General features: G+C 68.3%; 12 protein-coding genes. 9 read left to right on the top strand and 3 right to left on the bottom strand.

What is annotated here, in order from left to right; translation table 11 throughout:
- The first annotated feature begins 139 nt into the window (after nucleotides 1-139).
- The 3 genes from ACIRG5_RS29565 to ACIRG5_RS29555 are packed head-to-tail and all read left to right on the top strand — an operon-like array spanning nucleotide 140 to nucleotide 2,880.
- On the top strand, nucleotides 140-841 hold the full coding sequence (locus ACIRG5_RS29565; protein WP_245822304.1) for a response regulator transcription factor: 702 nt from the start codon (nucleotides 140-142) through the stop codon (nucleotides 839-841).
- Nucleotides 838-2,097 carry a sensor histidine kinase gene (locus ACIRG5_RS29560; RefSeq protein ID WP_402910423.1) on the top strand — a complete coding sequence of 420 codons (1,260 nt, stop codon included), beginning with the start codon at nucleotides 838-840 and terminating at the stop codon, nucleotides 2,095-2,097. Before ACIRG5_RS29565 ends, ACIRG5_RS29560 begins: the two co-directional genes overlap by 4 nt.
- A gap of 9 nt (nucleotides 2,098-2,106) precedes the next feature.
- Nucleotides 2,107-2,880 (top strand): (deoxy)nucleoside triphosphate pyrophosphohydrolase, encoded by a 774-nt coding sequence (locus tag ACIRG5_RS29555; protein WP_402910421.1) that lies wholly within the window; start codon nucleotides 2,107-2,109, stop codon nucleotides 2,878-2,880.
- Here the strand turns inward: ACIRG5_RS29555 and trpS are convergent.
- Nucleotides 2,873-3,796, bottom strand: a complete 924-nt coding sequence (gene trpS, locus ACIRG5_RS29550) for a tryptophan--tRNA ligase (RefSeq protein WP_402910418.1) — start codon at nucleotides 3,794-3,796, stop codon at nucleotides 2,873-2,875. The genes ACIRG5_RS29555 and trpS overlap by 8 nt on opposite strands.
- A 183-nt stretch (nucleotides 3,797-3,979) precedes the next feature.
- On the opposite strand from trpS, the gene ACIRG5_RS29545 reads away from it, so the two are divergent.
- The gene (locus tag ACIRG5_RS29545) at nucleotides 3,980-4,282 is read left to right on the top strand and encodes a YciI family protein (RefSeq protein WP_093602488.1); all 303 of its coding nucleotides are present in this window, start codon (nucleotides 3,980-3,982) and stop codon (nucleotides 4,280-4,282) included.
- On the opposite strand, the gene ACIRG5_RS29540 is transcribed toward ACIRG5_RS29545, so the two are convergent.
- Both ACIRG5_RS29540 and ACIRG5_RS29535 read right to left on the bottom strand, forming a co-directional pair.
- Nucleotides 4,279-4,881 (bottom strand): S41 family peptidase, encoded by a 603-nt coding sequence (locus ACIRG5_RS29540; protein WP_402910414.1) that lies wholly within the window; start codon nucleotides 4,879-4,881, stop codon nucleotides 4,279-4,281. The genes ACIRG5_RS29545 and ACIRG5_RS29540 overlap by 4 nt on opposite strands.
- A gap of 734 nt (nucleotides 4,882-5,615) precedes the next feature.
- Nucleotides 5,616-5,771 carry a hypothetical protein gene (locus tag ACIRG5_RS29535; RefSeq protein WP_162185756.1) on the bottom strand — a complete coding sequence of 52 codons (156 nt, stop codon included), beginning with the start codon at nucleotides 5,769-5,771 and terminating at the stop codon, nucleotides 5,616-5,618.
- Between the two features lie 165 nt (nucleotides 5,772-5,936).
- On the opposite strand from ACIRG5_RS29535, the gene typA reads away from it, so the two are divergent.
- From typA to ACIRG5_RS29510, 5 genes are all read left to right on the top strand, one after another.
- Nucleotides 5,937-7,832, top strand: a complete 1,896-nt coding sequence (gene typA / locus ACIRG5_RS29530) for a translational GTPase TypA (protein WP_319980239.1) — start codon at nucleotides 5,937-5,939, stop codon at nucleotides 7,830-7,832.
- A 90-nt stretch (nucleotides 7,833-7,922) separates the two neighbouring features.
- On the top strand, nucleotides 7,923-8,063 hold the full coding sequence (locus tag ACIRG5_RS29525) for a hypothetical protein (RefSeq protein ID WP_402910411.1): 141 nt from the start codon (nucleotides 7,923-7,925) through the stop codon (nucleotides 8,061-8,063).
- 119 nt (nucleotides 8,064-8,182) lie between these two features.
- Complete coding sequence (locus ACIRG5_RS29520) at nucleotides 8,183-9,847, top strand: ABC transporter family substrate-binding protein (RefSeq protein ID WP_402910408.1); 1,665 nt, start codon at nucleotides 8,183-8,185, stop codon at nucleotides 9,845-9,847.
- 302 nt (nucleotides 9,848-10,149) lie between these two features.
- On the top strand, nucleotides 10,150-11,928 hold the full coding sequence (locus tag ACIRG5_RS29515) for an ABC transporter family substrate-binding protein (protein ID WP_402910866.1): 1,779 nt from the start codon (nucleotides 10,150-10,152) through the stop codon (nucleotides 11,926-11,928).
- 102 nt (nucleotides 11,929-12,030) lie between these two features.
- Nucleotides 12,031-13,029, top strand: coding sequence for an ABC transporter permease (locus tag ACIRG5_RS29510; RefSeq protein WP_360037782.1), 999 nt, complete (start codon nucleotides 12,031-12,033; stop codon nucleotides 13,027-13,029).
- Nucleotide 13,030 lies beyond the last annotated feature (1 nt).

Raw genomic sequence — 13,030 nt, 5'->3', positions numbered from 1 at the left:
CTCACAGCTTGGTGGTGGGTTGCTGAGATGGTGCTGAGACTACTCCGACCTGCGGTTTTGTGCCTGCCGCTGCACGCTTTCTGAGAGTCGGCTGAGATCTTGCGCGCGGCTGGGAGTCGCGCGCGGCATGCTGTGACCCGTGAAGCCTCGGGTGCTGGTCGTGGACGACGAAGTCGGCGTGCGTCGGGCGTTGGAACGCGGGTTGTCGGCGGAGGGCATGGAGGTCGTCACCGCCTCCGACGGGCCCACGGCGTTGCGGGTGGCGTTGACCGGGGCCTTCGACGTGGTGCTGCTCGACATCATGCTGCCCGGCCTGTCCGGGTACCGGATCCTGCAGCGCATGCGGGCAGACGGGGTGCGCACGCCGGTGCTGATGGTGTCGGCGAAGGACGGCGAGGTCGACCAGGCGGACGGGCTGGATCTCGGCGCCGACGGGTACCTGGTCAAGCCGTTCAGCTTCGTCGTGCTGGTCGCGCAGGTCAGGGCGTTGCTGCGACGCGGTGGCGGGGCCCGCCGGAGGTTGACGCTGGGGCACCTGGTGATCGACCGCGGGCTGCGCGAGGTCACCTGGGCCGGGCAGGACGTGTCGCTGTCGCCGCGCGAGTACGCGGTGCTCGACGTGCTGGCGTCGCGGGCGGGGTCCGTGGTGACCAAGGACGAGCTGCTGCGGACCGTCTGGGGAGACGAGCAGGCCGCCACCCGCAACGCGGTCGAGGTCTACGTGGGGTACCTCCGGCGCAAGCTGGACGCCGTGGGGGCCGGTGAGGTCGTGCGGACCATTCGCGGGCACGGGTACATCGCGTCGACCCCGGATCTGGACAACGCGTTGGGGAACAAGTGAACCCTCGCCGCTGGTGGTTGCGGCGCACGTTGCGCTTCCGCATCACCGTGGTGGCCACGGGGGTGGCGTTGCTGTGCCTGCTGGCGTTCACCGGGCTGGCGCCGGCGTTGATCGGGCTGATCCAGATCACCGCGGTGGACCAGGAACTGGAGAAGTCGCCGCCGCGGGTGCTCGACGTGTCCGGGACGCCGGTGGACGGCCAGCCACCGCTTCCGTTGACAGCACAGGACATCCGGGCCCTGCGGTCCGGCGAGCCGGTGCTGCGGATGGACGGGGAGTCCGCGCTCAGGTTCCGGGGACAGGTGGTGTTCTCCGGGGACGGGACGCCTCGCCTGGAGGTCTACGCGAGCACGTTGCTCGGCTACGGGAAGGCCAACACGCTCGGCACGCGCTGGCTGGCCGTCGCGGCGGTGCTGGTGGCGGTGCTGGTGGGGATCGCGACCTGGCTGTCGGTGCGGTCGTCGTTGCGGCCGGTCGAACGGATGCGGGTCGCGGCGGCGGAGTTGCCGCACGGGGAACGGTTGCCGGTGCCGCTCGCGCGGGACGAGCTGCAGGCGCTGGCGGAGGCGTTGAACGCGTTGCTGGCCAGGCGCGACGAGGCGTCGGACCGGCTGCGGCGGTTCACTGGCGACGCGGCGCACGAACTGAGGTCGCCGGTCGCGTCGGTGCGGGCGCAGGCCGAGGTCGCCGTGGCGCATCCGGATCCGGACTTCTCGATCGAGGTGCTGGAGTCGGTGGTCGAGGAGTCGATCCGGCTCAGCGCGCTGGTGGAGTCGTTGCTGATCCTGGCGCGGGCGGACACCGGGGCGCCGCCGCGGGCAGAAGCGGTGGACCTCGTGCTGGAGGCCGAGTCGGCGATCTCCCGGCTGGACACGGACCTGCTGGTCCGGCTGACCGCGCCGCCGTCGGCGTGCCTGGTGTCGGCCACGCGGTCCGAGGTCGAGCTGGTGCTGGACAACCTGCTGCGCAACGCCGCCCGGTACGCGTACTCGACGATCACGTTGACGCTGGTGCCGGTCGGCCGGGACGTGCGGTTGCTCGTGGACGACGACGGGCACGGGATTCCCGCCGAGCATCGGACGAAGGTGTTCGACCGGTTCTACCGGGTCGAGGAGGACCGCGGGCGACGCTCCGGCGGATTCGGTCTCGGGCTCGCGCTGGTGGCGCATCTCGTCGGGCGGCGGCGTGGATCCGTCCGTGCCGCGGAGTCACCTGCCGGTGGTGCGCGTTTGGAGATCCGCTGGCCGTCCTGGTAGCAAGCTCTGGTGCCAGAGTTGCGAGCGTCGGCGCTGGTCGACGCGCCTGTTGCCGCTGTTGCGGGTGCCCTGTTGGACACGTCGCTGATCACGGGGTTCGGGGTGAAGGTCCCGGGTCCGTTGCTGTGCCTGGGAGATGTGCTCGTCGGGCCGTTCGGGGTCCGGCTGACGGTCACCCGTGCTGATCTGTCCGGTGTGTCGGCCGCGGGCGATTTTCTCGAGTTGCACACGGATCTCGTGGCCACCGGGGCCGGGACGATGGTGGTCGACCGGGTGAGCTGGACCTCCGTGCTCGGCGTCGTCGGGCGGTTCGCGGACATGACGGTCGGGCGCGGAATGGCGTTGCGGGTGCTGGAGAAGCGCTCGGCGTCGCTCGCGCGGCGGTGCGAGGAACTGCGTGCGGCGCGGGTCGTGGTGGGGGCCGCGATCGTCCGGGATGGACGGTTGCTGGCGCAGCAGCGGTCCTACCCGGAAAGCCATGCGGGACAGTGGGAACTGCCCGGCGGGCGGGTCGAGCCCGGCGAGAAGCCCGCGGACGCGTTGGTGCGCGAATGCGTGGAAGAACTGGGCGTGACGATCATCGTCGGTGAGCACGTCGGGCCGGACGTGCCGTTGAAGAAGGACATGGTGCTGCGGATCTTCGCGGCCGAGCTCGCCGACGGTGAGCCGGAGGCGTTGGAGCACAACGCTGTCCGGTGGCTCACCGCCGGCGAGCTGGCCGGCCTGGACTGGCTGCCGGCGGACCGGGTGCTGGTGCCGGCCCTTCAGCGGCTCCTCAACTGAGTCCGGACAGGCGCAGGGCCGCGTTCAGCCGGTGCTGGGCGCGGTCGCGGGCCCGTTCCGCGCCGGCCTCCCTGATCCTGTCCAGTTCGGCGGGGTCGGCGAGGAGCTCCAGCGTGCGGTCGCGCACGGGCTTAAGTTCTTCGATCACCGCTTCGGCCACGACGTCCTTGAGGTCGGAGAACCTGCTCGTGTAGTCCTCGGGCTCCTTCCCGGTGCAGGAGCTGAGGATCTCGGTCAGGTTCGCGATGCCGTCGGTGGACGAGACGGCCCTGCGGACCTTGCGCCGCACCAGGTCCGGCTCGTCGAGCACGAAGACGACGCCCGCGGAGTTCTGCGCCGACTTGTCCATCTTGCGCGCCGGGTCCGAGAGGTCCTTGATGCGCGCCCCCACCTTCGGCACCACCGCGGTCGGCACGATGAACGCGTCGCCGTAGGCGTGGTTGAAGCGCCGGGCGAGCGCACGGGCCAGTTCGACGTGCTGGAGCTGGTCCTCGCCGACCGGGACCTCCGCGGTGCCCTGCAACAGGATGTCCGCGGCCATCAGCACCGGATAGGTCAGCAGGCTCAGCCGCACCGACTCCCGTCCCAGTGACTTCTCCTTGAACTGGATCATGCGCGCCGCCTCGCCGTAGGTGCAGGTGCACTCCAGCACCCAGTTCAGCGCCCCCAGCTCGCGGATCAGATCGCTCTGCACGCACACGCTCGCCGGATCGATGCCGGACGCGATGAGAACGGCGAGCTGTTCGCGCGTCAGGGATCGCAGACGTTGCGGATTGTGCGACGACGTCATCGCGTGCAGGTCACTGATGAAGTACACGTCCTCGTGGGTGCCCTCACGAGCCCACGTGCGCAGCGCACCCAGGTAGTTGCCCAAGGTGGGCTGGCCCGACGGGGTGATGGCGGAGAGACGGATCATTCTGCTGGTCCTTCCGTTCGAAGGACCGCCCCGGACGAACGCATCAAAAAAGCCGCCCGTGGGGGCGGCCCGTGTACGCGTCAGAGGTGATGTCCGCGCGCAGCTACTCCGGCCGCCTGAAGGCGGCCCACCAGAAGGCGTTCAGAGTGCGCACGTCGCCCAGTATAGGGCTACCGTCGAAGGATGTTCATCGTGCTGCTGAAGTACGCCGCGCCACTGGAACAGATCGACTACGCACTCCCCGACCACCGAGCCTGGGTCGAGAAGCAGTACGAGCGGGGCCTGTTCCTCGCCTCGGGGCGTCAGGTGCCGAGGACGGGCGGCGTGATCATCACGCGGCCCATGCCCCGGGGCAGACTCGAGGCGCTGCTCGCCACGGACCCGTGGGCCGAGCAGAAACTGGTGAAGTACGAGATCTGCGAGTTCGAGGCGACTCGGACGGCACCGGAACTCGTGAAGCTGAACGAGGCCGTGCTCCAGCACTAGGCCTGCTGGGCGAGCCAGGCGATCGCGGTGTCGAGCACGCGATCGCGGGTGTCGTCTGGGTTCGTCGCGTGCTCGTGCGGGGCGATCGGCTCGTTGCCATACGTCCGGCCGGTGCGGTCGGCCATGTACGCGGTCGTGATCGCGAGCCGCGCGCCGTCTCCGAGCTTGAACGTCTGGTTCGCCGTCGCGTAGCCGGCCGTCGGTTCGCCGAAGGTCCGGGTGTTGCGCGCGCCCAGGAACGAGATCAGCACCGCCTCTCCCGAGCTCGCGGTGTGGCGGTCGGTGAGCACCGCCACCGGTTCGGTCCGTGCGGCCGGGATCCTTCGCCACCGGAACGCCGTCTTGCCGCCGTTGTAGACGTGTCCGCGGCGGACGCCCCAGCTCGTCGGGTTGCCGTCCGGGCCGATGAACCTGCCCCTCTCGCCCTCGCCGAGCAGCGGGGCGACCACCGTGAGCATCGGGTGCATGTCGCCGCCCCGGTTGCCGCGCAGGTCCACCACCCAGCCGGTCGGTCGGCCCGCGATCAGGCCACGCAGGACGGCCAGGCCGGCGGTGACGTACGCCCTGCCGTTGCGGGAGTCGGTCTCGGGCAGAACCAACCATCCGGTCGGCCCAGGTAACTGGACGGTTGGATCGAGCAACCGACCAGGTGGTCCAGGTGACCGACCAGTTGGTTCAGATAACTGACTGGTTGGTCCGGTTGATCGACCAGTTGACCCGAGCAACCGCCTGGTTGTCTCGACTGACTGACCGGTTGGCCCAAGTAACTGACTGGTTGGTTCGACCGGTCGCTCGGCTGGTCCCGGTAACCGGCTGGTTGGCCCGACTAACCAACCGGTTGGCCCGACTAACCGACCGGTTGGCCCGACTAACCGACCGGTTGGCCCGACTAACCGACCGGTTGGCCCGACTAACCGACCGGTTGGTTCGACTAACCGACCGGTTGGCCCAGGTAGCTGCCTGGTTGTCCCGACTGGCCGACCGGTTGATCCAGGTAACTGGCTGGTTGGTTCAGGTGACCGACCGGTCGGCCGAAGTAACTGATCGGTTGGCTCAGGTGACCGACCGGTCGGCTCGATCAACCGACCGGTCGGAACGGTCCTCCGCGCAGGCGATGCCGCGCGCTGGGCCGTGATCAGGTGGGTGTGCGGGTTGCCGAGGGTGGCGATCACGTGACGGATCGCTTCACAGGTGTCCTCGGGCCCGTTCGCCGAGGCGATGGCGACGTGAGCTTCGGCACGCAGGGCAGGCCAGTCGGCCTCCGCGCTCTCGATCGAGTGACGCTGGAGAAGTTCTAGTGCCCTGTCCAGATACTCGCGGGCCTCGGCGTGGCTCAAGCGGCCTTCTTCAACGCCTTCTTGGCGGCCTTCGCGGCCTTCTTGGCAGCCTTCTTGCGGGCCTTGTCACGCTCCTTGAGCAGGAACGGGACCGGGCAGCGCTTGCACTGGGGCTTCGACCGGCAGCACTTCTTCTTGAGCTTCTTACCCACTGGTTGCACTCCACTCCGACACGTTTGGTTAGAGTAGGTGAGGCTCACTTCACTGGCAGTCTTGTGTGGTAATGGCGACGCAGCCGGTAGTATCGGAAACGGCTGTGCGCATCGACGTGTCTGGCGCGAGCCCCTCCAACGCCTTCGAAGCTCTAGGAGTTCCGCGTGCCCACGGCCACCGCGTCTGCCCTTCAGACGCGAACTGACCTGCGAAACGTCGCGATCGTCGCGCACGTCGACCACGGTAAGACCACCCTGGTTGATGCCATGCTGCGCCAGTCCGGCGCCTTCTCCGCGCGTGCCGAACTCGTCGACCGGGTCATGGACTCCGGCGAGCTCGAGCGCGAAAAAGGCATCACGATCCTCGCCAAGAACACGGCTGTGCGCAGGCACACGCCGGACGGCGACGTGATCATCAACGTGGTCGACACCCCCGGCCACGCCGACTTCGGCGGTGAGGTCGAGCGCGCGCTGTCGATGGTCGACGGTGTCGTCCTGCTGGTCGACGCGTCCGAGGGCCCGCTGCCCCAGACGCGCTTCGTGCTGCGCAAGACGCTCGCGGCCGGCCTGCCGGTGATCCTGCTGGTCAACAAGGTCGACCGCCCCGACGCCCGGATCTCCGAGGTCGTCGAGGAAGCCCACGACCTGCTGCTCGACCTCGCGACCGAGGTGGGTGCCGACGAGTCCGTGCTGGACCTGCCGGTCGTCTTCGCCTCGGCGCGCGCCGGTCGTGCGTCGCTGAACCAGCCCGAGGACGGCGGCCAGCCGGACGAGGAGAACCTGGACGTCCTGTTCCAGGTGCTGCTCGACCACATCCCCGCGCCGCACGTCGACGTGAACGGGCCGCTGCAGGCGCTGGTCACGAACCTCGACGCCTCGACGTTCCTCGGCCGCATCGCGCTGTGCCGCATCCACCGGGGCACGATGCGCAAGGGCGAGACCGTCGCCTGGTGCCGCGAGGACGGCGAGCCGGTCAAGGTCCGCATCACCGAGCTGCTCATCGCCGAGGCGCTGGACCGCGTCCCGGCCGAGTTCGCCCGTGCGGGTGACCTGGTCGCCATCGCCGGCATCTCGGACATCACCATCGGTGACACGCTGGCCGACGCCGAGACCCCCGAGGCGCTGCCCCGGATCACGGTCGACCAGCCGGCCATCTCGATGACCGTCGGTGTGAACACCTCGCCGCTGGCCGGTCGCAACGGCGGCACGAAGCTCACCGCCCGCGTGCTCAAGGCGCGTCTCGACGCCGAACTCGTCGGCAACGTGTCCGTGAAGGTGCTCCCGACCGAGCGCCCGGACACCTGGGAGGTGCAGGGCCGCGGCGAGCTGGCGCTGGCCATCCTGGTCGAGCAGATGCGCCGCGAGGGCTTCGAGCTCACCGTGGGCAAGCCGCAGGTGGTCACGCACACGGTCGACGGCAAGATCCACGAGCCGTTCGAGCGCCTGTCGGTCGACTGCCCCGAGGAGCACCTCGGCGCCGTCACGCAGCTGCTGGCCAACCGCAAGGGCCGCATGGAGAACATGTCGGGCCACGGCACGGGCCGCATCAAGCTCGACTACGTCGTTCCGTCGCGTGGCCTCATCGGCTTCCGCACGGAGTTCCTCACCGAGACCCGCGGCACCGGCATCGCGAACGCCGTCTCCGAGGGCTACGCCCCGTGGGCCGGCGAGATCCGCACCCGCCACAACGGTTCCCTGGTCGCCGACCGCACCGGCTCCATCACCGCCTACGCGATGATCCAGCTGGCCGACCGCGGCACCTTCTTCGTGGAGCCGGGCGCCGACGCGTACGAGGGCATGGTCGTGGGCGAGAACCCGCGCGCCGAGGACCTCGACGTCAACATCACCCGTGAGAAGAAGCTCACGAACATGCGCTCCTCCACGGCCGACGTGATGGAGACCCTGGCCCGCCCCCGCAAGCTCTCGCTGGAGGAGGCGCTGGAGTTCTGCGCGTCCGACGAGTGCGTGGAGGTGGCCCCGGAGGTCATCCGCGTCCGCAAGGTCACGCTGGACGCGAACCTGCGCGGCCGCGAGCGCTCGCGTCTCAAGGCGCGCGGCTGAGCACGACGCTGACGTAACGCCCGACAGGGGCGGCTGGGCCACGATGGCCTGGCCGCCCTTCGTCGTGTGTGAGGCCCTGTGGGTGCCCGCGTGAGTGTGTTGGCGCTCGCGCCGGGGTTCCTGACCGAAGCCCCGCGAGTAGTCGTCCGCCAACGCCGCGTCACACCGGCGCTGGAAGGGTTTCACCGCCTCAACCGCACGGTGTCCGGGTCGAACCACCCGACCAGGTGAGCCGTAGTACCCACCGGGCGAGCAACCCCGCGACCGCGCGCCACGTCCCTTCAGTGGCACGGGTGACAAATCCTGGGTTGCCCGAACGCCACCACCCACCTTCTGGCAATGTGAGGACCATGAGGCGACTCGGGGGAGTGCTTGCCGCTGCCGTTCTGTGCGGCACAGCCGCGGCGTGCACGAACGCGCCTCCGCCGCCCCTGGTCGCGAAGTCCGAGGCGCCCGTCATCACGACCACCGGGCCCAAGGTCACCGAGATCGTGGTGGGCGTGGACGACGTGGCCGGCGGTTACAACCCGCACGCCCTCGCGGCGCAGAGTCCCATCACGACCGCGCTGAGTTCGTTGTTGCTGCCCAGTCCGTTCCGGCCCGGCAACGACGGCGCTCCGCAGCTCGACCGGAACCTCATGGTGAGCGCGAAGGTCACCAAGGCAGAGCCGTTCACGGTCACCTACACGATTCGCAAGGACGCCAGCTGGTCGGACAGCGCTCCCATCGCCGCCGAGGACTTCTACTACCTCTGGCAGCGTATGCGGACGGAACCCGGTGTTGTGGATCCGGCGGGTTACCGGCTCATCAACAACATCAGCGCGCGTGAGGGCGGCAAGGTCGTCGAGGTCGCGTTCGGCAAGCCGTTCCCGGGATGGCGAAGCCTCTTCTCGAACCTGTTGCCCGCGCACCTGCTCAAGGACGCGCCCGGTACGTGGTCGAACGTGCTGTCCACCGGCTTTCCCGCCACCGCAGGGCCTTTCCAGATGCGCAGCCTCGACGAGCCGCGCGGTGAGGTCGTGCTCGAACGCAGCGACCGGTACTGGGAGACGCCGACGACGCTCGACCGGGTCGTCATCCGCAGGGCCACCCACAGCGCGATGGCCGAGTCACTGTCCAAAGGCGACAACCAGGCGGCGCTTCTGAGGGCCGACGCGGCGGACGTGAACCTGTTCCAGGCGATCAAGGACGTCGCCACGAAACCCGTGCCGCGCAACGAGGTCGTGCAGGTGCTGCTGCGGCCCGCGAGCGAGCAGCTCAAGGACGTGAAGACGCGCAAGGCGATCGTGGCCTCGCTCGATCGTGAGGCGCTCATCGCGTCCGGGACGCAGAGCGGGCCGAGCACGCCGTTCCGGGCCGACTCGTACGTGGTGCCGCCCAGCCGCGCGGGGTACGTGAAGACGATCACCGCGAACACGCTCGACGTGGCGGCGAGCGACCAGCTGCTGACCGAAGCCGGGTACGTGAAGGCCGGCACCGAGTGGCAGAAGTCCGGCAAGGCGCTCAAGCTCCGGATCGCGGCGCCGGAGAAGGTCGAGCCGTACGCCGGCATCGCGAACCGGATCAAGGCTCAGCTGAAGGACCGGGGCATCGACTCCGAGGTCGTCACGCCCGCCGCCGAGGACCTCTTCAGCAAGCAGCTGACCGAGAAGGACATCGACATCGCCGTCGTCCCGCGGGTGGACGCCGGCGACACGGCGGCGGCGCTCGCGAGCGAGTACGGGTGTGCCGGTGACGCTCCGGACGGGTCGACGCCCAGCCCGCAGAACATCGCCGGCTTCTGCGACCCGGCGATCCAGCCCGACATCGACGCCGCGCTCAACGGCAAGACGTTGGTGTCCGACGTGCTGGCCCGCGTCGAGCCGTTGATCGCCGCCCAGGCCGTTTCGGTACCGCTGTTCCAGATCGTCGATCTGCTCGGAGTTCTGCCGTCGGCGGTTTCAGGCGTCGACACCGGGGCACCCCTGGCGGGCGTGCTCAGCGGTGCACCCGAATGGCGGCGTCTCGACAAGTAGCCGGCGGGTGGGAAATCGCGTTGCGCGAATCCTTTTCGCGTTGCTACTTTCGGCCGTTCTCGTTGACAGAATTTCACTCGCCCGGTCAACGAACGCTGGCGCCCGGTAATCGGGCCATTGCGGCGTGCAACAACCTGTTTCCATTGGGTCACGATCCCCCTCTCAGGTAGTGACCGCCACCTCCACGGGTTCTTACCGTGCTGCCCACGATGTGCCGGTTCGGGGCGCGTATGGCACATCAACGTTATGGGCGTGCATGCCGACCAGGCCACGGCCGCCCAGTGCTAGGAGGGCACGTGTCGATGAGGAGATCCAAAGCACTTCCGGCGATCGCGCTGGTCGCCAGCGCGTCTCTCGTGCTGGGTGCCTGCGGTGGTGGCGGAGGAACCAGCGACGCCGACGGTGGCGACGCCACGGTCGCGGAGATGGCGACGGCCCGCGGTGAGTCCGCGGACGGCTACACCGCGCCGGATACGAAGCAGAGCGACCAGGTCGTCGTGTCGACCGACAAGCCGTTCACCTCGTACAACAACGCGACCGAGGACGCCAACCAGTCCTACAACACGTTCGCGTTGACGCTCGTGCAGCCTGGTGCTCACCTGCTGAACGGCAACAACAAGGTCATCCTGAACAAGGACGTCATGGAGTCGATCGAGGTCACCTCGAAGTCTCCGCAGGTCGTGACGTGGAAGCTGAAGAAGGGCGTCAGCTGGTCCGACGGCGAGGCCTGGGACTGCGACGACTTCTACATGGCGTGGTTCACGCAGAGCAACTCCTCGAAGAAGGCCGACGGCAGCAAGTACTTCAAGCCGGCCGGCACCACCGGGTACGACCTCATGAACGGTGAGTGCAAGGACGACCAGACGTTCGTCGGCACCTTCACCGCTCCGTACCCCGACTACGAGGACATGTTCAACAACGACGTCCTCCCGGCGCACATCCTCGAGAAGAACGCCGGCGTCGCGGACATCACCAAGCTGAACAAGGACTCCGCCGCCGCGGACATCCAGAAGGCCGCTGACTTCTGGAACGAGAAGTGGAACGGCTTCACCAAGGACCTCATGCCCGGTGCGGGCACCTACGTCCTGACCGGCTTCGAGCCGAACCAGTCGGTGACGCTGGAGCGCAACCCGAAGTGGGCCGGCAAGCCCGGTGGTCCCGCCAAGATCATCCTCAAGGCGATCCCGGACCCCGTCGCGCAGGCGCAGGCACTGGAGAACGGCGAGCTCGCCGTCAACTCCTTCGCCCAGCCGGACGCGAACGCGGCCACGAAGCTCAAGGGCCTCAACGCCCAGGGCGTGACGTTCGGCGCGGGCCCCGGCCTGTCGTTCGAGCACCTCGACATCCAGATGAAGAACCCGGTGCTGGCCAAGGAAGAGGTCCGCAAGGCCTTCTTCATGTGCGTCAAGCGCCAGGACATCATCGACAAGCTCATCAGCGAGGTCCAGGCGGACGCGAAGCCGATGGGCAGCCTCATCTTCTTCCCGAAGGACGAGGGCTACAAGGACGTCTACGCGGACAAGGCCAAGGGTGACGCGGCCGAGTCCAAGAAGATCCTGACCGACGCCGGCTGGGCGCAGGGTGCCGACGGCGTGTTCGCGAAGGACGGCGTCCGCGCCTCCTTCCGGATCAGCCACACCGACATCCCGCGTCGCAAGCAGACCGTCGAGCTGATCCAGGGCCAGTGCAAGGAAGCCGGCATCGAGGTCAAGGACGACACCGACCCGAACTTCCTCGACGAGCGCGTCTCCGCGGGTGACTACGACGTCGCCCTCTTCGCGTGGTCCGGCTCGCCGTTCAAGGGCGGCAAGAAGTCGATCTACGAGACCGGTGGTGGCCAGAACTGGCAGAACCTGACCGTGCCGAAGGCCGACGACGCCATGAAGCAGGCCGTCTCGCAGACCGCGATCGCCGAGTCCCTGAAGTACTGGTCGCAGGCCGACGAGGCGCTGGCCGGTGCTTACGGTTCGCTTCCGCTGTTCCAGATGCCGAACATGTGGGCCTTCAAGGGTCTCGACCGCGTGTACTTCCAGAGCTACTACGGCGCGCTGTGGAACGCCAACGAGTGGCAGACCAAGTAAATCGCCTTAGCTCATCAGCTGAAGTGCGCAACGCCTGACCGGGCGGGGCCGGACCACGAGTCCGGCCCCGCCCGAGCCGGGTTGCCCCCTAGGAGCCCGCCCGTGATCCGCTACATCATCCGGCGCCTGCTGATCTCCATACCCATCCTGCTGATCGGCAGCTTCGCCTGTTACGTCCTCGTCGCGACCGCCGGAAACCCGTTGGCGGAAATGCGATTCCGGCCCGGTGTCACCGAGGCCGACATCAAGGCCGCGGAGATCTCCCTGGGCCTGGACAAGCCTGTGATCATCCGTTACTGGAACTGGCTCACCGACTTCCTGTCGGGAGACTGGGGCCAGAGCATCGCCCTCGGTCAGGCCAAGACCGCTGTCTTCCCGGCCGTCACCGACGCGCTGTGGACCACCGGACGCCTCGTCATCGGCGCCGAGCTCCTCGCTCTGACACTGGGTGTCTCGGTCGGCGTGCTCGCCGCCGTGCGCCAGTACTCGATCTTCGACTACCTCGCCACCAGCACCGCGTTCCTCATGTTCTCGATGCCGATCTTCTGCGTCGCGGTCATCGTGAAGAACTACGGCATCCAGTTCAACAACGTCCTGGAGTCGATGGGGCTGGACCGCTGGCTCACCACCGCGGGCCCACGGCCGGGTGGCTTCAGCGGCAGCTTCGGTGAAGTGATCTTCAAGTACACCGGCACGTTCCTGCTTCCGACGGTCGCGCTGATGCTGATCAGCTTCGCCGCGTACAGCCGGTTCGAACGCGCCTCGATGCTCGAGATCCTGCACTCGGACTTCGTGCGCACCGCGCGGGCGAAGGGCATCTCGCAGAGCCGCGTGATCTTCCGGCACGCGTTCCGCAACGCGCTGATCCCCGTGGCCACGCTGTTCTCGCTGAACTTCGGTGGCGTGCTCTCCGGCGCGATCATCACCGAGACCGTGTTCGGCTGGGCCGGCATGGGCACGCTGCTGGTGAACTCCGTGCGGCAGTTCGACCCGCCGATGCTGATGGGCTGGCTCGCCATCACGGCCACCCTGATCGTGCTGTTCAACCTGATCGCCGACGTCGTGTACGGCATCCTCGACCCTAGGATTCGCCTTGGCTAAC

Origin of the sequence: Lentzea sp. NPDC102401 (assembly GCF_044765805.1) — a bacterium.
GTDB lineage: Bacteria > Actinomycetota > Actinomycetes > Mycobacteriales > Pseudonocardiaceae > Lentzea > Lentzea sokolovensis.
Note: the sequence above shows the minus strand (reverse complement) of the source record. Positions and strands in the feature narration are given on the sequence as shown.